Raw genomic sequence first — 17,836 nt, 5'->3', positions numbered from 1 at the left:
TTCGATGACTTACACCGCTGCCGAAAATCGCTATGACTCCATCCCTTACCGCCGCGTCGGGCGCAGCGGTCTGGTGCTGCCGGCGCTGTCGCTGGGCCTGTGGCACAATTTTGGCGACAGCACGCCGATCGACACCCAGCGCGCGTTGTTGCGTACCGCGTTCGATCTGGGCATCAACCACTTCGACCTGGCCAACAACTATGGCCCGCCATACGGCAGTGCCGAGATCAATTTCGGCCGTTTGCTGCGTGAAGACTTCAAGCAGTATCGCGACGAGTTGATCATCTCCAGCAAGGCCGGTTGGGACATGTGGCCCGGCCCTTACGGTCAGGGCGGCGGCTCGCGCAAGTACGTGCTGGCCAGCCTCGACCAGAGCCTGCAACGCCTCGGTCTGGACTATGTGGATATCTTCTATTCGCACCGCTTCGACCCGGACACCCCGCTGGAAGAAACCGCCAGCGCCCTTGCCACTGCGGTGCAACAGGGTAAGGCGTTGTACATCGGGATCTCGTCGTATTCGGGCGTGAAAACCCGCGAGATGGCCGCGCTGCTCAAAGAGTGGAAAGTGCCGTTGTTGATTCATCAACCGGCGTACAACCTGCTCAATCGCTGGGTGGAAAAGGATCTGCTCGATACCACTGACGAACTCGGCACGGGCGTGATTGCTTTCACTCCGCTGGCGCAAGGGCTGCTCACCGACAAATACCTCAACGGCGTGCCGGCGGATGCGCGGGTCAATCGTCCGGGCGGTGGTTCGTTGCAGGCTTCGCACTTGTCCGAGGCCAACATCGCTCACGTGCGGGCGTTGAACGAGATTGCCAAGCGTCGTGGTCAGAGTCTGGCGCAACTGGCGCTGGCGTGGACGCTGCGCGATCCTCGGGTGACCTCGGCGTTGATCGGCGCTAGCCGGCCGGAGCAGATTATCGAGAACGTTGGGGCGTTGAAGAATTTGAGCTTCAGTGCTGAAGAGCTGGCGGAGATTGATCGGTTTGCCCAGGAGGGCGGGATCAATCTGTGGGAGAAACCTTCGACGGCGGAGTGAGCCTCTCGAAGCTGATCGTTCCCACGCTCCGCGTGGGAATGCATCCACGGACGCTCCGCGTTCGGCTTTAGATGGGACGCAGAGCGTCCCGGGCGGCGTTCCCACGCAGAGCGTGGGAACGATCAAGGTATCAGGTCGGCGTACTTCTACAGCATCCCCCATTCAGTCCCCTCTCCCTCCGGGAGAGGGTTAGGGTGAGGGGCTTTTGGCTGTAAAAATGGCTCAACGAAAAAACGGTACATCCCCCAACACCGTCGCCCGCTGCATCACCCGCCGCGCCGGGCGGTAATCATCCACCGCGTAATGCTGGGTCACGCGGTTATCCCAGAACGCAATATCGTCCTGTTGCCAGCGCCAGCGAATGGTGAATTCCGGCCGCGTCGCATGGGCGAAGAGAAACTTCAGAATCGCCTCGCTCTCGGTTTCCGACAGCTCATTTATCTTCGACGTGAACCCTTCATTGACGAACAACGAGCGTCGCCCACTGACCGGGTGCGTACGAATCACCGGGTGCGACAGCGGTGGATTCTTGCGTCGCGCCTCTTCCCACTGCGCCAGCGCTTCAGGCGTGTTGCCGTAACGCTCCAGCGGAAACGAACGAGTGAAATCGTGAGTCGCGGTCAGCCCTTCGAGCAAACTTTTCATCGGCGCCGACAGCGCTTCATACGCAGCAATCCCGCTGGCCCACAACGTGTCGCCACCAAACTCCGGCAGCAACTTGGCGCTGAGCACCGCGCCCATCGCCGGGGTTGGCAGGAAGGTCACGTCGGTGTGCCAGATCGCGTTGTCGCGCACGTCGGTGACGGCGGTGTCGAGGATCAGCACTTCCGGTTGTTCCGGCACGTTCGGGTAGATCGGGTGAATGTGCAGATCGCCGAAATACGCAGCGAAGCGCGCCTGTTGCGGCGGCTCGATTGGCTGGTTGCGGAAGAACAGCACTTGATATTTGAGCAGCGCCTGCTCGATGGCGTCGCGGTGTTCCAGACTCAGCGGCTGGCTGATGTCGACGCCGCTGATCTGTGCGCCGAGGGCCGAGCTTAATGGGGTGATGTTGAGGCTGCTCATGGTCTTTCTCGTCAATTGCGGATAACCACCTCCCTGTAGGAGCTGCCGCAGGCTGCGATCTTTTGATCTTGTTTTTAAGAGGATCAAGATCAAAAGATCGCAGCCTTCGGCAGCTCCTACAGGGGGGATTCAAAAAGATGTTTTAGTGGGCCTGGCCGTGCCACGGCACCAGTTTGCGTTGCAGGGCGCGCAGGCCCATTTCCATGGCGAAGGCGATCAGGGCGATGACCAGAATCCCCAGCACCACGACATCGGTGACCAGGAATTGCGCGGCCGACTGCACCATGAAACCCAGGCCACTGGTGGCAGCGATCAATTCGGCAGCAACCAACGTCGACCAACCAACCCCCAGACCAATGCGCACGCCAGTGAGAATGTCCGGCAACGCGCTCGGCAAAATCACATGACGAATCAGCTGCAAACGCGTCGCACCCAACGACTGCGCCGCGCGCAATTTCGCCGGGTCAACCGTGCGCACACCGGTTGCGGTAGCGATGGCAATCGGCGCGAAAATCGCCAGATAAATCAACAGCACTTTCGACAACTCGCCGATGCCGCACCAGATCACAATCAGCGGCAGATAAGCCAACGGTGGGATCGGGCGGTAGAACTCGATCAGCGGATCGAGCACGCCACGGGCGATGCGGTTGGCACCAATGGCAATGCCCACCGGCACAGCGGTCAAAATCGCAAAACCCAGACCCAGACCGATACGGCTCAGGCTCGCACCAAGGTGCTGCCACAACGTCGAATCCATGTAACCGGTGGTCGCCAGCAACCAGCCTTTTTGCAGCACGGCGGACGGTGGCGGCAGGAACAATGGTTCGATCAGACCGGTGGCAGTCACTGCCCACCAGATCGCTAACAATGCAAACAGCGTCAACAGGCTGATCCAGCGCGTGCTGAGGCTGCGGCGCACGGGAATCACCACCGATGCGCTGACCGGTTTTACCGCAGCCGAGGAAACGTCGTAACTGCTCATGCGCGCTCCTGCCGTTGCCCGGCGCTGCGTTGCGAGAACACTTTGCTCAGTACGTGTTCACGGGTTTCGATAAAACGCGGATCGGATTTGATCGCGCGGGCGGACTCGCCAGCGGCGTAACGCTGACCGAAATCCAGGTGCAGACGCTCAACGATCTGCCCCGGGTTCGGCGCGAGCAGAATCAGGTCAGTGGCGAGGAACACCGCTTCTTCAATGTCATGGGTAATCAGGAAAACCGGCTTGGCGGTGCGCTGCCAGACTTGCAGCAACAACTCCTGCATCTGTTCGCGAGTGAACGCGTCGAGCGCGCCGAAGGGTTCGTCCATCAGCAATACGCGCGGGTCAGCGGCAAGGGCGCGGGCGAGGCCGACACGCTGTTTCTGACCACCGGAAAGCTGCCAGATACGGCGGCTTTCGAAACCGGAAAGATCAACCAGCGCGAGCATTTCACGGGCGATTTTTTCGCGTTTGTCCTTGGCGAAGCCGGCCAGCTCCAGGCCGAATGCGACGTTGGCCAACACATCCTGCCAAGGCAGCAACGCGTCGTCCTGGAACACCACGCCACGTTCGGCGCTCGGGCCTTTGACCGGCACGCCGTCGAGGGTGATGCGCCCGGCGCTCGGTTCGACGAAACCGGCAATCAGGTTCAACAGCGAAGTCTTGCCACTGCCGGACGGGCCGAGGGCGACCAGCAATTGCTGAGGCCCCAGGGTCAGAGAAATATCCGCCAGCACCGGTGTCGGGCTGCCCGGGTACTGTGCGCTGATGCGCTCCAGCTGTAGCAAGGCCATCGCGGTTAACTCCCGATCAGTTGGTGATGAACTTGGCGCTGACGTACGGCGCGTAGTCCGGCAGAACGGCTTCGACCTTGCCTTGCTCCTTGAGGAACGCAGCGGTGTCGGTGATGGCTTTGGTGGTCGGTGCGCCGAGGGTGACGACCTGATCAGCCGCGAGCGGGTAGACGTTGCCTTGCAGCAGCAGCGGAATATCGCTGGCCTTGGCGCCGGAGAGTTTCACCAGTTTGTCGACGTTGGATTGATCGGCGAGCCAGGCTTTCGGGTCTTTGCGGTAATCGGCGTAGGCGTCGAGGGTAACCTTGGCGAACGCGGTGACAATTTCCGGGTGCTTCTCGGCGAAGTCTTTGCGCACGATCCACGCATCGAAAGTCGGCGCGCCGAACTTGGCCAGTTCGCCGGAGGTGATCAGCACTTTGCCGTTTTCTTTGGCCACGCCGAGTGCAGGATCCCAAACGTAAGTGGCGTCGATATCGCCGCGTTTCCACGCAGCAACGATGGCTGGGGGCGCGAGGTTGAGGATGGTGACTTTCGATGGATCGATGTTCCAGTGCTTAAGTGCGGCGAGCAGGCTGTAGTGACCGGTGGATACGAACGGCACAGCGATTTTCTTGCCGACTAGATCCTGCGGGGTCTTGATGCCGGAACCGTCGCGGGCGACCAGTGCTTCGGCAGCGCCGATCTGAGTGGCGATGAGGAAGGTTTCCACCGGAACTTTGCGGGTGATCGCGGCGGTCAGCGGGCTCGAACCGAGGTAGCCGATCTGCACGTCACCAGAGGCGATGGCAGCGATGATGTCGGCGCCGTTATCGAACTTGCGCCAGGCGATATCGGCTTTCGTGGCTTTCTCGTAAGCGCCGTCGGCCTGAGCGACTTTCGCCGGGTCAACGGTGGTTTGGTAGGCGACGGTGAGGTCGGCGGCCTGAGCCAGAAAACTCGCGGCGGCCAGGGAGGCTGCGGCGAGCAGGCGAAGCGGGAAATTCAGTTTCATTGAAGAGCTCCATATCAGGCGACCGAGCGTCGGCGTGAAAGGAGACTAAATGATCTAAGAATCAGTAAATAAATAACTTTTTCGAATGAGCTTATGAGCGGAAAAATCTAAGAGCGAGGGAGCAGATCGTCCCCACGCTCTGCGTGGGAATGCAGCCGGTGACGCTCCGCGTCACCTGGACGCGGAGCGTCCCTTGAGGCGTTACCACGCGGAGCGTGGGAACGATCAAAATTGTGGATATTTCGGATCTAGCGTTCGACGTTAGATCTTTGCCCCCTCACCCCAGCCCTCTCCCCCAAGGGGGCGAGGGGAAAGGGGGCCGATCTCTGTGCTTTTCAAGGCCTGAGTTCGGCTCGGTATTTCAGGTCGGCGTAACTTTCATGAGCACCTAAATCAGTCCCCTCTCCCTCTGGGAGAGGGCTAGGGTGAGGGACTCTTCAGTTGCTGATCGCCAAAATACTCGCCTGATACGACCCGACAAACACATCAAAATCCCCAACCTCGTTCTGCTCCAGCTCAGCCTGCGCAGCCAGCGAAGTACGCGCCAACTCCTCAAACCTAGCCTGCTCATCCGCCGCCAAAGGCTCGCTACGGAAGAACTCCGCGTGCGCCTGACTCTGACGCAACGAGAACTGCGCAAAGCTTTCCTTATGCTCAGCCATCGCCGCCAAAACCTGCGCGGACGGCGTCAGGGACGGATCGCTGACTTTGGCCAGTTGCGCATCCAGTGCCTTGCTGTGCGCATCGCCGCCATGGCTCTGATCCAGCAACGCCGCCAGCGGGGCGATTTGCTCCAGCAGTTCGGCAGCCCAGGTCTTCATCTCGACCGACTCACCGTCACGCTGCAACTCCAGACCCGGACGACGACCTTCTTTGACCACGCTGAGGAAGTTCGACGTGGCGTTGCCGCACGAAGTATTGGTCAGCAGCGGGCTGTCGTTCAGCGCGCAGAACAGCAGGAAAGCGTCGAGGAAGCGCGACTCGGTGAGGTCGATGCCCATCGGCAGGAACGGGTTGATGTCCAGGCACCGCACTTCAACGTACTGAATGCCACGGGCCACCAGCGCCTGAATCGGCCGCTCGCCGGTATAGGTCACGCGTTTCGGGCGGATGTTGGAGTAGTACTCGTTTTCGATCTGCAGGATGTTGGTGTTGAGCTGCACCCACTCACCATCCTTGTGCGTGCCGACTTCAACATACGGCGCGTAAGGCGTGGCCACGGCTTTGCGCAGGCTGTCGGTGTAGCTCGCCAGGTCGTTGTAGCACGGCGTCAGGCCGGCCTGAGCGTTGCTCTGGTAACCGAGGTCGCTCATACGCAGGCTGGTCGCGTACGGCAGATACAGGGTGTCCGGATCGAGTTGTTCGAGTTGATGCGAACGACCACGCAGGAAACCGGCGTCCAGCGCAGGCGAGGCACCGAACAGGTACATCAGCAGCCAGCTGTAGCGACGGAAGTTACGGATCAGCGCGATGTAGGAAAACGACTGGAAATCGCGATCCGTGCCGACAAAACCTTCGGTTTCGCGCAGCAGCGGCCAGAGCTTTTCCGGCAGGGAGAAGTTGTAGTGAATCCCGGCAATGCACTGCATGGTCTTGCCGTAACGCAGGGCCAGGCCCTTTCGATAGACGTACTTGAGCTGACCGATGTTGGAGGTGCCGTAATAGGCAATCGGGATATCTTCCTCGGCCGGCAACGGGCACGGCATCGATGGACTCCACAGGTACTCGTTGCCGAGTTTGCTGTAGGCAAAACGGTGAATCTTGTCCAGGCTCGCCAGCGTATCAGCCGGGTCAGGCAGGGCGGGCGTGATGAATTCCAGCAGCGACTCGGAGTAGTCGGTGGTGATCTGTTCGTTGGTCAGCGCGGAACCCAAGGCTTCGGGGTGCGGCGTTTGCGCCAGGCGACCTTCGCTGGTCACGCGCAGGCATTCACGTTCGATACCGTGCAGGCACTGCTCGAGCAGAGAGAGGTTAGCGCGCTCGCCGAGCAGAGCCAGGCGGCGGTTGAGAAGTTCGCTCAATTTGGATTCCTTCACGCGTCAGTCGCCCCAATATGGGGGTGGGCAGGACGGTCTACAAGGGTGAAGTTGAAACTGGCGTTATCGCCTGGTTTTTCGGGTTCACGAAGCCCCTTTCGAACCGCCGACTTCAATCCCTGAATCTGGCAGATGCACGCGAAGATTATGCGATCCCTGTGGGAGCGGGCTTGCTCGCGAAGAGGGCGTGTCAGTCAACATTAAGTCGCCTGACACACCGCCTTCGCGAGCAAGCCCGCTCCCACAGAAAAGCTCGACGCTGCGATCACAGCGCCGAAATTAACTCAAATTGATGGCGTCTAGCTACAGGACAGCGAACGTGCCTTGTGCTTTTGCGACCAGTTTGTCGCCCTGCATCACGTCGGCCTCGACCACCAACGTGCGGCGGCCCGGGTGAATAACCCGCGCCGTGCACATGACCTCGCCGTCGGAAACGGCGCGGATATAGTTGATCTTGCACTCGATGGTCGCGCTCTGCTGATCGAAGCCGTGAGTGCTGGAACAGGCCAGCCCCATGGCGATATCGACCAGACTGAACAGCGCGCCACCGTGCAATTTGCCGCCGCGATTGCGCAGTTCGGGTTCCAGCACCAGGGCGACTTGCGCCACCCCGGTTTCCAGGCTGTGCAGGCGGCAGCCCAACAGCTTGAAAAACGCGCTCTCGACGAGCCCGGCCGGAATCTCCATCAGCGTTTCTTCAACTGCTTGGCGTTGGCGAACAGCGAGGCCATCGCATTGTTCACCGGCGCGGCGGTGGCGGTTTCCTTGCGTGGCGCATTGTTCGAAGGCTGGCGCTGGGCCGAGCCCGGACGCGAGCCACGCGCACCGTCGATCTTCTCGCCCGGGGTGTCGCCCATGCGCATCGACAGGCCAACGCGTTTGCGCGGGATATCGACTTCCATGACCTTCACTTTCACCACGTCACCGGCCTTCACCGCTTCGCGTGGATCCTTGATGAATTTCTCCGACAGCGCCGAGATGTGCACCAGACCATCCTGATGCACGCCGATGTCGACGAAGGCACCGAACGCGGTCACGTTGGTGACCACGCCTTCAAGGATCATCCCCAGTTGCAGATCCTTGAGGTCTTCAACGCCTTCCTGGAACTCGGCTGTCTTGAACTCCGGACGCGGGTCGCGGCCCGGTTTTTCAAGCTCTTGCAGAATGTCGGTGACGGTGGGCAGACCGAAGGTCTCGTCGGTGAATTTCTTCGGATCCAGACGCTTGAGGAAACTTGCATCGCCGATCAGCGAGCGGATGTCGCGGTCGGTTTCAGCGGCAATACGCTGCACCAGCGGATAGGCTTCCGGGTGAACGGCCGAGGAATCCAGCGGGTTGTCGCCGTTCATCACGCGCAAGAAACCGGCCGCCTGTTCGAAGGTTTTTTCGCCCAGACGCGCGACTTTCTTCAGGGCTGCACGGGTTTTGAACGCGCCGTGCTCATCGCGGTGAGCGACGATGTTCTGCGCCAGCGTCGAGTTGAGGCCGGAGATACGCGCCAGCAGCGCCACCGAAGCGGTGTTCACGTCCACGCCGACGGCGTTCACACAGTCTTCAACCACTGCATCCAGACCACGCGCCAGTTTCAGCTGCGAAACGTCGTGCTGATACTGGCCGACACCGATGGATTTCGGATCGATTTTCACCAGTTCTGCCAGTGGATCCTGCAGACGACGGGCGATGGAGACGGCGCCACGGATCGACACGTCGAGATCCGGGAATTCCTTGGCCGCCAGTTCCGATGCCGAGTACACCGATGCGCCGGCCTCGGAAACCATGACCTTGGTCATTTTCATCGCCGGGTATTTTTTGATCAGTTCGATCGCCAGTTTGTCGGTTTCGCGGCTGGCGGTGCCGTTGCCGATGGCGATCAAGTCAACCGAGTGCTTGGCGCACAGGGCGGCCAGAATGGCGATGGTCTGATCCCACTTGTTGTGCGGCACGTGCGGGTAAACCGTGGCGTGATCAAGCAGCTTGCCGGTGGAGTCGACCACGGCCACCTTGCAACCGGTACGCAGGCCCGGGTCGAGGCCCAGAGTAGCGCGCGGGCCGGCCGGCGCGGCCAGCAGCAAGTCGTGCAGGTTGTGGGCGAACACGTTGATCGCCTCGGTTTCGGCGCCGTCGCGCAGTTCGCCGAGCAGGTCGGTTTCCAGGTGTGTGTAGAGCTTGACCTTCCACGTCCAGCGCACCACTTCGCCGAGCCATTTGTCGGCCGGGCGGTTCTGGTTCTGGATGTTGAATTGCTGGCCGATCATGCCTTCGCACGGGTGCATGGTGCCCGGCAGCTCGTCGCCGACTTTCAGCGCGGAGCTGAGAATGCCTTCATTGCGGCCACGGAAAATGGCCAGCGCGCGGTGCGACGGCATGCTTTTCAGTGGTTCGTCGTGTTCGAAGTAGTCGCGGAACTTGGCGCCTTCCTCTTCTTTGCCAGCGATAACGCGGGCACTCAGGGTGGCTTCCTGTTTCAGGTAGTTACGCAGTTTTTCCAGCAGGCTGGCGTCTTCTGCGAAGCGTTCCATGAGAATGTATTTCGCGCCTTCCAGCGCAGCTTTCACATCGGCCACGCCTTTTTCGGCATCGACGAAACGTGCCGCTTCGGTTTCCGGGGCCAGGTTCGGGTCGTTGAACAGGCCATCCGCGAGGTCGCCGAGGCCGGCTTCCAGGGCGATCTGGCCCTTGGTGCGGCGCTTCTGCTTGTACGGCAGGTACAAGTCTTCGAGGCGGGTTTTGGTGTCGGCGAGTTTGATGTCGCGCTCAAGCTGCGGGGTGAGTTTGCCTTGCTCTTCGATGCTGGCGAGGATGCTGATGCGCCGTTCGTCGAGTTCTCGCAGGTAGCGCAGGCGCTCTTCCAGATGACGCAACTGGGTGTCATCGAGGCTGCCGGTGACTTCTTTCCGGTAACGGGCGATGAAGGGAACGGTTGAGCCTTCATCGAGTAGCGCGACGGCCGCTTCGACCTGTTGTGGGCGTACGCCGAGTTCCTCGGCGATGCGGCTGTTGATGCTGTCCATAAAACCACCTGACATATTGTGAAAGCAGGCTCGCAGGCGCGAAAATAAAGGCCCGGAGTCTGGTTGAGCGGCATGAAGATGGCCGCTGCCTGGGTCAAAAGGCACCCCATTGACCCGTGAAATCGAACAATTACTGCGGTTGCCATGAAAAAAACCGGCGATCACCTGCGGTAACGATTCAGACGTTGCCTGGCACAAAACGCCGCGCATTATAACCAGCGTTCTGCCATTCGGGGGTGTTGCAGTCTGTAGGCATAAACCCCGGTTTTCTGGCAGTGAAGGAAAAATCTGCTAACAATGCACACGGTGCGTATAACGGCAGCTACGCCATAATGCGCGCCGAGCTAAAAGGAGCATCTAATGAGCAGCACTGCACAAACTGCTGAAGGCGAAAAAATTCTTATCGTTGATGACGATCCGGGGCTGAGCAGCCTGCTGGAACGTTTCTTCGTCAGCAAGGGCTACCGCGCCCGTACCGTTCCGAACACTGAACAGATGGATCGTCTGTTGTCGCGTGAAGTGTTCAATCTGGTCGTTCTCGACCTGATGCTGCCGGGCGAAGACGGCCTGACCGCTTGCCGCCGCCTGCGCGCCGCGAACAATCAGATCCCGATCATCATGCTCACCGCCAAGGGCGATGAGATCAGCCGCATCAAGGGCCTGGAACTGGGCGCCGATGACTATCTGGCCAAGCCGTTCAACCCGGACGAGCTGATGGCCCGGGTCAAAGCCGTTCTGCGTCGTCAGGCCGCACCGGTGCCAGGCGCGCCGGGCAGCGAAGACGAAAACGTCACCTTCGGTGATTACGTGTTGTCGCTGGCCACCCGCGAACTGAAGCGCGGCGACGAAGTGCACATGCTCACCACCGGTGAGTTTGCGGTACTCAAGGCTCTGGTGATGAACGCGCGTCAGCCACTGACCCGCGACAAGCTGATGAACCTGGCCCGTGGCCGCGAGTGGGATGCCCTCGAGCGTTCCATCGACGTACAGATCTCGCGTCTGCGCCGGATGATCGAACCCGATCCATCCAAGCCGCGCTACATCCAGACTGTCTGGGGCGTGGGCTACGTGTTCGTACCGGATGGCGCCGCCACCAAGTGATCGGCGATTTGTAGGAGCGGGTCTGTCGGGCCCGGGTTGAATGACCCGGCCCGCAGACTCGCAATCCGCAATATGCGAGCATTGCTCGCTCCTGCAAGTGTGTAGCGGTTATTCATGAAAACCCCCGTCTGGTTCCCCCAAAGTTTTTTCTCCCGCACCCTCTGGCTGGTGCTTATCGTCGTGCTGTTTTCCAAGGCGCTGACCCTGGTTTATCTGTTGATGAACGAGGACGTGCTGGTGGATCGTCAATACAGCCACGGCGTCGCCCTGACGCTGCGCGCCTATTGGGCCGCCGACGAAGAAAACCGCGCGAAGATCGCTGATGCCGCGACCCTGATCCGCGTGGTCGGCGCTGGCGTGCCGGAAGGCGAACAGCACTGGCCGTATAGCGAAATCTACCAGCGGCAGATGCAGGCGGAGCTGGGCGCCGACACCGAAGTGCGCTTGCGCATGCATTCGCCGCCGGCGCTGTGGGTTCGCGCGCCGAGCCTCGGTGATGGCTGGCTGAAAGTACCGCTGTACCCGCACCCCTTGCGCGGCCAGAAAATCTGGAACGTGCTCGGCTGGTTCCTCGCCATTGGTTTGCTATCGACAGCGTCGGCATGGATTTTCGTCAGTCAGCTCAACCAGCCGTTGAAACGCTTGGTCTTCGCTGCGCGGCAACTCGGTCAGGGCCGCAGTGTGCGTCTGCCGATCAGCGATACGCCGAGCGAAATGACCGAGGTGTATCGCGCCTTTAACCAGATGGCTGAAGACGTCGAGCAGGCCGGACGCGAGCGTGAGCTCATGCTGGCGGGGGTTTCCCACGATTTGCGTACACCGTTGACCAGATTGCGGCTGTCGCTGGAATTGATGGGCGATCGCAACGACCTGACCGACGACATGGTGCGTGACATCGAAGACATGGACGCGATTCTCGACCAGTTCCTCGCGTTTATTCGTGATGGTCGTGATGAATCGGTGGAGGAGGTCGATCTCAGCGATCTGGTGCGTGAGGTGGCTGCGCCTTACAACCAGAATGAAGAGAAAGTCCGTTTGCGTCTGGAGCCGATTCAGCCGTTTCCGTTGCGCCGGGTTTCGATGAAACGACTGCTGAACAACCTGATCGGCAACGCCCTGAATCATGCCGGCAGCAGCGTGGAAGTTGCGGCTTATGTGAGCGGTGACGTCAGCGCGCCGTATGTGGTGCTGAGCGTGATGGACCGTGGGGCGGGGATTGATCCTTCGGAGCTCGAGGCGATCTTTAATCCGTTTACTCGCGGCGATCGTGCTCGGGGCGGGAAGGGTACTGGCTTGGGTCTGGCGATTGTGAAGCGGATTGCTTCGATGCATGGCGGCAATGTTGAGTTGCGCAACCGGTCTGGAGGAGGGCTGGAGGCGCGGGTAAGGTTGCCGCTTGGGTTGATGTTGCCGCGGGATGCTGTTTAAGGATTGAGAGTTCCGGTGGGGCTGATGGCCCCTTCGCGAGCAAGCCCGCTCCCACATTTTGGAATGCGTTCCACTGTGGGAGCGGGCTTGCTCGCGAAGACGGCCTTTCGGCCATCACATCTTTAGAGGATTAACCTTTACCCTTGGTGCGCGTCATATTCGGCCCACCATTCTTTTCCAGATGCTCAATGATGATCCCCGCCACATTCTTCCCGGTAGTGGTCTCAATCCCTTCCAGCCCCGGCGACGAGTTCACTTCCATCACCAGCGGCCCGTGATTGGAACGCAGAATATCCACACCCGCCACCGCCAGGCCCATGACCTTCGCTGCACGCAACGCCGTCATGCGTTCTTCCGGCGTGATCTTGATCAGGCTCGCACTGCCGCCACGGTGCAGATTGGAACGGAACTCACCCGGTTTCGCCTGACGCTTCATCGCCGCGATCACCTTGTCGCCGACCACGAAGCAACGAATATCCGCGCCGCCCGCTTCCTTGATGTACTCCTGCACCATGATGTTCTGCTTCAGGCCCATGAACGCCTCGATCACCGATTCAGCGGCAGTCGCGGTTTCGCACAGCACCACACCGATGCCCTGGGTGCCTTCCAGCACTTTGATCACCAGCGGCGCGCCGTTGACCATGTCGATCAGATCGGGAATGTCATCCGGCGAGTGAGCAAACCCGGTCACTGGCAAGCCGATGCCGCGACGCGAGAGCAATTGCAGCGAACGCAATTTGTCCCGGGAACGGGCAATCGCCACCGATTCGTTGAGCGGGAACACCCCCATCATTTCAAACTGACGCAACACGGCGCAGCCATAGAACGTCACCGACGCACCGATCCGCGGAATCACCGCGTCGAAACCTTCCAGCGGTTTGCCGCGATAGTGGATCTGCGGCTTGTGGCTGGCGATGTTCATGTAGGCGCGCAACGTGTCGATCACTACCATTTCATGCCCGCGCTCGGTTCCGGCTTCGACCAGACGGCGGGTGGAATACAGACGCGGGTTCCGCGACAGCACAGCGATCTTCATGCAACACCTGTGGAGGAGGTAGATACCGGGAACACCGGCTTGTCTTGTACATATTTGATACCCGGATTGACCACCAACTGGCCGTCGATCAGGGCTTTGGAACCGAGTAACAGGCGATAACGCATGGACTTGCGGCAGGCGAGGGTGAACTCGACCGGCCAGACCCGATCGCCCAAGGCCAGGGTGGTGCTGATCACGTAGCGCACCTGCGCATGGCCGTTGGAGCTTTTAATAGTTTTGCGCGTCACCAGCGGCGCTTCGCAGCGGCGGTGACGTAACTGCACCACCGTGCCCAGGTGCGCGGTGAAACGCACCCATTTCTCGCCGTCGCGTTCGAACGGTTCGATATCGGTGGCGTGCAGACTGGAGGTGCTGGCCCCGGTGTCGATTTTCGCCCGCAGGCCCGCGACTCCCAAATCCGGGAGCGCCACCCACTCGCGCAGACCGACAACGGTCAAATGGTCAAATGTCTTCAATAGATAAAAACCAACGATTAACGCGTCCAGGCCTCAGGTGCTACCTGGGCCAACGCTTTGAATGCAGGTCTGGCGAACCAATAGCCTTGCATCAGAAATATTCCACAGTCCGCCAGGAAATCCCGTTCACCGGCGCTCTCAATGCCTTCGGCAATGACTGTAACGTCCAACTCCGCACAGATTGTGACAATCCCCCGAACGATCGCCTGACGAACACGGTCGCGATCGACATCGCGGATCAGCGCCATGTCGAGTTTGATCAGATCCGGTTGGAAATCAGCCAGCAGATTGAGCCCCGAATAACCGGCACCGAAATCATCGATGGCGGTCTTGAAGCCGAATTCGCGGTATTCACGCAGAATATTGGTCAAATGGCGATAGTTATCTACGTGCTCGCTTTCCAGGGTTTCGAAAATCAATCGGTCGATCGGGAAATTGTGTTTTTTTGCCGCCTCCAGAGTGCTGCGAATGCATAACTCTGGACGATAGACCGCGTTGGGCATGAAGTTGATCGACAAGTGTGTCTGCATATTTAGAGTGGCAGCGCCTTCGATGGCGCGGGTTCGGCAGAGCTGGTCGAAACGGTAGCGGTTGTCTTCTGTAACTTGATCCAACACGGTAAACGCGCCTTCACCGGCCACACCGCGTACCAGCGCTTCGTGGGCGAAAACCGACTGATCGCGCAGATCCACAATAGGTTGATAGGCGAAGGCAAACTCGAAGCCCAGCGGCTCGCTTTGCTGGCAGCCTTGGCAACCGGCCTTGGGCGAAGTTAATGAAGATGGAAATTTTGTCACTCGATCTCTCCGTGCCGATGAACCGGCCTGGATCACAGTCTATCTGGAGGGCCGGGTTGTTGCGCCCGACAGAAACGGTAGTACAGTTCCGACTACTGGCTGACCGAGGAATTCATATGGCGCAAAAACAGGAAGAGGACGACAAGGTTCGTCTCGACAAGTGGCTGTGGGCCGCACGTTTTTACAAGACTCGCGCGTTGGCCAAAGCCGCCATCGAGAGTGGCAAGGTGCATTGTCGGGGCGAGCGCTGCAAGCCTGGCAAAGAGCCACGCATTGGCGATGAGTTCGAGATTCGTATGGGGTTCGAAGTGCGCACGGTGAAGGTCGAGGCGCTGTCGATCGTGCGCCGCGGTGCGCCCGAGGCGCAGACCTTGTACGCGGAGACTGCCGAGAGTGTTGCCAAACGTGAGGCGGCTGCGGCGATGCGCAAGGCGGGCGCGTTGGGCATGAGCACCGATGGCAAACCGAGCAAGAAACAGCGGCGGGATTTGTTCAAGTTTCGTGGCAGCAGCCACGACGAGTGAGAGCGAAGTTTTTGCGTTGTTGGTGCCGGCCTCTTCGCGAGCAAGTCCGCTCCCACATTGGATTGCATTTCAACGGAAGGAATGCGGTCAATTGTGGGAGCGGGCTTGCTCGCGAATCGAGTGCACGGCACTCGCCGGAGTCAACGCGGTATCAGGCGCTACGCACCACACTCATCCGCGACACCACCGGCAACTTGCCCAGCAGCGCAAAAACCGGCGCCGTCACCTTCAACCAGATATTCGCCGCGTGATACGCGAACGGCGTGTAATAACCCCAGCCCAACGCCCACACCGCCAGCAAAACCCCACCGATATAATCGTCCTGGCCCCAATGCGCACCAGCCACCAGTCGCGGCAACATGAACAGCACCGCCAAGCCCCACACCGCCAAAAACTGCCCGACCGTACGGCTGAACACGCCCATGAACAGCGCCCAGATCAACAACACCGAGGCGTGATCACCGGGGAAACTCTGGCTGGAGCGATCTTTAATTTCCCAGGTTTTTTCCAGATCCGGGAAGTAGTCGCTGATGTGCACGGCGCCCTCAAGCACCATCGACGGGCTGCTGTGCTGCCAATCCATATAGTCGGCGAACTTGGAAAACAGTGCGCGAATCACCACCATCAACAACAGAATTGACAGAAAACCAAAAAAAGCCCGGCGCACGTTAATCGCCTTGAACACCCAATCGCCCTTGATCAGCAGCGTCAGCAGGATCAGGCCAACGACGATGTCGAACGGACGCATACTTGCAATTGCCCAGATGTGGAGCCATATGGGGTTGCTGGCCAGCGGTGTATTGAGTGAGCGAAACAGCCACTCGTCGAAAATCACACACAGCGCGTTGCCCGTAGGCCATAACCAGAAAGCCAGTAGTGCTAATGGCACCACGTTGCACAGAACCAGCCGGCCGAGGTTCCACCTTGATTGGAACAAACCCGGATTGTTCATAAAATGCCTCCCATGGCAGAGCAGTCGGCACCAAAAGGGGTGCCAAGAAGCGCAAATTTTCACGTCTTGTAACCATTTTGTCACCACTTTCAGATACCCAGACCTATGACCGACCTACCGGATACCGATTTCACCCAACGCTTCATCTTTGATGACAGCGACACCCGTGGCGAACTGGTCGCGCTTGAGCGCAGCTACGCCGAAGTCCTCGCCAAGCGCCCGTACCCGGAGCCGGTTGCGCAATTGCTGGGCGAGCTGATGGCCGCCGCCTCGTTGCTGGTGGGCACCCTCAAGTTCGATGGACTGCTGATTCTGCAGGCGCGTTCCGAAGGCCCGATTCCGATGCTGATGATCGAGTGCTCCAGCGACCGCGACATCCGTGGTCTGGCGCGTTATCACGCCGATCAGATCGCCCCGGACGCTACCCTCGCCGACCTGATGCCGAACGGTGTTCTGGCCCTGACCGTCGACCCGACTGTCGGCCAGCGCTACCAGGGCATTGTCGACCTCGACGGCGAAACCCTGTCCGATTGCTTCACCAACTATTTCGTCATGTCGCAACAGGTCGGTACGCGCTTCAAGCTGTTCGCCGACGGTCGTCGTGCCCGTGGTTTGCTCCTGCAGCAATTGCCGGCCGATCGTCTGAAAGACGAAGAAGATCGCGCCGCCAGTTGGCAGCACATCACCGCGCTGGCCACCACCCTGACCGCCGATGAATTGCTCAGCCTGGACAACGAAACCGTGCTGCATCGCCTTTACCACGAAGAGCAGGTGCGTCTGTTCGATGTGCAGAATCTGCGCTTCCGTTGCAGCTGCTCGCGGGATCGTTCGGGCAATGCGCTGGTCAGTCTGGGTCTGGAAGATGCGCAAGCGTTGGTCGCCGAACAGGGTGGCACCGTCGAGATCGATTGCCAGTTTTGCAACGAGCGCTACCTGTTCGATGCAGCCGATATCGCTCAATTGTTCGCTGGCGCAGGTGTCGACACGCCATCCGACACCCGGCACTAAAACGGTTCAGCGCAGGTAAATTCACTGCTCAAACGCGCAATTACGCCGTTACGACGGGAGGGCCCTACTCTTTTTGGGCGTTTCTGGCATAATCCGGCCCACTTTTTGTCGCGGTAGTAGTGCACGACTTTCTACTACAAAACGTTTGGAGCACACTCGGCCACTGGCCGACGGGGAATCTCATGACGCAAGCCAATAACGCCGTGTACACCGATCTGAGTGTCGATGATCTGGTAAAAGAAGCCTTGAATCGCGGTGAGGGCGAGCTTGCCGATACCGGCGCTCTGGTTGTTCGCACCGGTCACCGCACCGGTCGTTCGCCTGTTGACCGTTTCATCGTTGAAGAGCCTTCCACCCAGGCTGCTATCGCCTGGGGCCCGATCAACCGCAAGTTCCCGGCCGACAAGTTCGACGCGCTGTGGGCTCGTGTCGAGGCGTTCAACAACGCGCAAGAGCACTTCGTTTCCCACGTGCATGTAGGCGCAGCTGAAGATCACTACCTGGCCGTGAAAATGACCACCCAGACTGCCTGGCAGAATCTGTTCGGTCGTTGCCTGTTCATCAACCCGGCCCAGTACAACCCGGCCGGTCGT

At 59.8% G+C, this 17,836-nt stretch carries 17 protein-coding genes; 6 read left to right on the top strand and 11 right to left on the bottom strand.

Going from position 1 to position 17,836, the window contains the following annotated elements; genetic code table 11:
* Positions 1 to 4: 4 nt before the first annotated feature.
* Positions 5 to 1,042 carry an L-glyceraldehyde 3-phosphate reductase gene (mgrA, locus tag ACIP1X_RS09015; protein WP_016983660.1) on the top strand — a complete coding sequence of 346 codons (1,038 nt, stop codon included), beginning with the start codon at positions 5 to 7 and terminating at the stop codon, positions 1,040 to 1,042.
* A gap of 222 nt (positions 1,043 to 1,264) precedes the next feature.
* On the opposite strand, the gene tauD is transcribed toward mgrA, so the two are convergent.
* The 7 genes from tauD to ACIP1X_RS08980 form a co-directional block, all read right to left on the bottom strand.
* Entirely contained in the window at positions 1,265 to 2,107 is an 843-nt protein-coding gene (gene tauD / locus ACIP1X_RS09010; protein ID WP_034151870.1) for a taurine dioxygenase, read from the bottom strand.
* A 142-nt stretch (positions 2,108 to 2,249) separates the two neighbouring features.
* Positions 2,250 to 3,089 carry a taurine ABC transporter permease TauC gene (gene tauC, locus ACIP1X_RS09005; RefSeq protein WP_158829996.1) on the bottom strand — a complete coding sequence of 280 codons (840 nt, stop codon included), beginning with the start codon at positions 3,087 to 3,089 and terminating at the stop codon, positions 2,250 to 2,252.
* Entirely contained in the window at positions 3,086 to 3,880 is a 795-nt protein-coding gene (tauB, locus tag ACIP1X_RS09000; protein WP_400751238.1) for a taurine ABC transporter ATP-binding subunit, read from the bottom strand. The genes tauC and tauB overlap by 4 nt, the downstream gene beginning before the upstream one ends.
* A gap of 16 nt (positions 3,881 to 3,896) precedes the next feature.
* Complete coding sequence (gene tauA / locus ACIP1X_RS08995; RefSeq protein ID WP_053116525.1) at positions 3,897 to 4,874, bottom strand: taurine ABC transporter substrate-binding protein; 978 nt, start codon at positions 4,872 to 4,874, stop codon at positions 3,897 to 3,899.
* A gap of 437 nt (positions 4,875 to 5,311) precedes the next feature.
* On the bottom strand, positions 5,312 to 6,895 hold the full coding sequence (gene gshA, locus ACIP1X_RS08990) for a glutamate--cysteine ligase (protein WP_400751235.1): 1,584 nt from the start codon (positions 6,893 to 6,895) through the stop codon (positions 5,312 to 5,314).
* 318 nt (positions 6,896 to 7,213) lie between these two features.
* On the bottom strand, positions 7,214 to 7,597 hold the full coding sequence (locus ACIP1X_RS08985; protein ID WP_053116527.1) for a PaaI family thioesterase: 384 nt from the start codon (positions 7,595 to 7,597) through the stop codon (positions 7,214 to 7,216).
* Positions 7,597 to 9,921 carry a Tex family protein gene (locus ACIP1X_RS08980; protein ID WP_400751232.1) on the bottom strand — a complete coding sequence of 775 codons (2,325 nt, stop codon included), beginning with the start codon at positions 9,919 to 9,921 and terminating at the stop codon, positions 7,597 to 7,599. Before ACIP1X_RS08980 ends, ACIP1X_RS08985 begins: the two co-directional genes overlap by 1 nt.
* Before the next feature lie 360 nt (positions 9,922 to 10,281).
* Between ACIP1X_RS08980 and ompR the strand changes: the two genes are divergently transcribed.
* Together ompR and ACIP1X_RS08970 are read left to right on the top strand one after the other, a co-directional pair.
* Complete coding sequence (ompR, locus tag ACIP1X_RS08975) at positions 10,282 to 11,022, top strand: two-component system response regulator OmpR (protein WP_008080479.1); 741 nt, start codon at positions 10,282 to 10,284, stop codon at positions 11,020 to 11,022.
* Between the two features lie 114 nt (positions 11,023 to 11,136).
* On the top strand, positions 11,137 to 12,450 hold the full coding sequence (locus ACIP1X_RS08970) for an ATP-binding protein (RefSeq protein WP_053116529.1): 1,314 nt from the start codon (positions 11,137 to 11,139) through the stop codon (positions 12,448 to 12,450).
* A gap of 130 nt (positions 12,451 to 12,580) precedes the next feature.
* On the opposite strand, the gene rimK is transcribed toward ACIP1X_RS08970, so the two are convergent.
* The 3 genes from rimK to ACIP1X_RS08955 all read right to left on the bottom strand — a co-directional run bounded on the left by rimK (position 12,581) and on the right by ACIP1X_RS08955 (position 14,759).
* Complete coding sequence (gene rimK, locus ACIP1X_RS08965) at positions 12,581 to 13,486, bottom strand: 30S ribosomal protein S6--L-glutamate ligase (protein WP_007949201.1); 906 nt, start codon at positions 13,484 to 13,486, stop codon at positions 12,581 to 12,583.
* Positions 13,483 to 13,902 (bottom strand): ATP-dependent zinc protease, encoded by a 420-nt coding sequence (locus tag ACIP1X_RS08960; protein ID WP_231982547.1) that lies wholly within the window; start codon positions 13,900 to 13,902, stop codon positions 13,483 to 13,485. The genes rimK and ACIP1X_RS08960 overlap by 4 nt, the downstream gene beginning before the upstream one ends.
* A gap of 77 nt (positions 13,903 to 13,979) precedes the next feature.
* The gene (locus tag ACIP1X_RS08955; RefSeq protein WP_400751352.1) at positions 13,980 to 14,759 is read right to left on the bottom strand and encodes an EAL domain-containing protein; all 780 of its coding nucleotides are present in this window, start codon (positions 14,757 to 14,759) and stop codon (positions 13,980 to 13,982) included.
* A gap of 116 nt (positions 14,760 to 14,875) precedes the next feature.
* Between ACIP1X_RS08955 and ACIP1X_RS08950 the strand changes: the two genes are divergently transcribed.
* Positions 14,876 to 15,283, top strand: a complete 408-nt coding sequence (locus tag ACIP1X_RS08950) for an RNA-binding S4 domain-containing protein (RefSeq protein ID WP_053116531.1) — start codon at positions 14,876 to 14,878, stop codon at positions 15,281 to 15,283.
* A 151-nt stretch (positions 15,284 to 15,434) separates the two neighbouring features.
* Here the strand turns inward: ACIP1X_RS08950 and ACIP1X_RS08945 are convergent, their stop codons facing one another.
* The gene (locus ACIP1X_RS08945; protein ID WP_400751230.1) at positions 15,435 to 16,235 is read right to left on the bottom strand and encodes a phosphatase PAP2 family protein; all 801 of its coding nucleotides are present in this window, start codon (positions 16,233 to 16,235) and stop codon (positions 15,435 to 15,437) included.
* Between the two features lie 105 nt (positions 16,236 to 16,340).
* Between ACIP1X_RS08945 and hslO the strand changes: the two genes are divergently transcribed.
* Both hslO and ACIP1X_RS08935 read left to right on the top strand, forming a co-directional pair.
* The gene (gene hslO / locus ACIP1X_RS08940; RefSeq protein WP_400751228.1) at positions 16,341 to 17,243 is read left to right on the top strand and encodes an Hsp33 family molecular chaperone HslO; all 903 of its coding nucleotides are present in this window, start codon (positions 16,341 to 16,343) and stop codon (positions 17,241 to 17,243) included.
* Between the two features lie 182 nt (positions 17,244 to 17,425).
* Positions 17,426 to 17,836 (top strand): phosphoenolpyruvate carboxykinase (ATP) (locus tag ACIP1X_RS08935; protein WP_400751225.1); only part of this gene is annotated, 411 nt, incomplete at its 3' end.

The sequence above is a fragment of the Pseudomonas sp. NPDC088885 genome, from assembly GCF_044750025.1.
Taxonomy (GTDB): domain Bacteria; phylum Pseudomonadota; class Gammaproteobacteria; order Pseudomonadales; family Pseudomonadaceae; genus Aquipseudomonas; species Aquipseudomonas rustica.
Note: the sequence above shows the minus strand (reverse complement) of the source record. Positions and strands in the feature narration are given on the sequence as shown.

Bases quoted from the DNA above. Each gene is read 5' to 3' on its own strand.
- hslO (WP_400751228.1), top strand. From the start codon at position 16,341: ATGACCGACCTACCGGATACCGATTTCACCCAACGCTTCATCTTTGAT.
- ACIP1X_RS08980 (WP_400751232.1), bottom strand. From the start codon at position 9,921: ATGGACAGCATCAACAGCCGCATCGCCGAGGAACTCGGCGTACGCCCA.
- tauC (WP_158829996.1), bottom strand. From the start codon at position 3,089: ATGAGCAGTTACGACGTTTCCTCGGCTGCGGTAAAACCGGTCAGCGCA.
- rimK (WP_007949201.1), bottom strand. From the start codon at position 13,486: ATGAAGATCGCTGTGCTGTCGCGGAACCCGCGTCTGTATTCCACCCGC.
- ACIP1X_RS08985 (WP_053116527.1), bottom strand. From the start codon at position 7,597: ATGGAGATTCCGGCCGGGCTCGTCGAGAGCGCGTTTTTCAAGCTGTTG.
- tauA (WP_053116525.1), bottom strand. From the start codon at position 4,874: ATGAAACTGAATTTCCCGCTTCGCCTGCTCGCCGCAGCCTCCCTGGCC.
- mgrA (WP_016983660.1), top strand. From the start codon at position 5: ATGACTTACACCGCTGCCGAAAATCGCTATGACTCCATCCCTTACCGC.
- ACIP1X_RS08970 (WP_053116529.1), top strand. From the start codon at position 11,137: ATGAAAACCCCCGTCTGGTTCCCCCAAAGTTTTTTCTCCCGCACCCTC.
- ompR (WP_008080479.1), top strand. From the start codon at position 10,282: ATGAGCAGCACTGCACAAACTGCTGAAGGCGAAAAAATTCTTATCGTT.
- ACIP1X_RS08950 (WP_053116531.1), top strand. From the start codon at position 14,876: ATGGCGCAAAAACAGGAAGAGGACGACAAGGTTCGTCTCGACAAGTGG.
- tauD (WP_034151870.1), bottom strand. From the start codon at position 2,107: ATGAGCAGCCTCAACATCACCCCATTAAGCTCGGCCCTCGGCGCACAG.
- ACIP1X_RS08945 (WP_400751230.1), bottom strand. From the start codon at position 16,235: ATGAACAATCCGGGTTTGTTCCAATCAAGGTGGAACCTCGGCCGGCTG.
- tauB (WP_400751238.1), bottom strand. From the start codon at position 3,880: ATGGCCTTGCTACAGCTGGAGCGCATCAGCGCACAGTACCCGGGCAGC.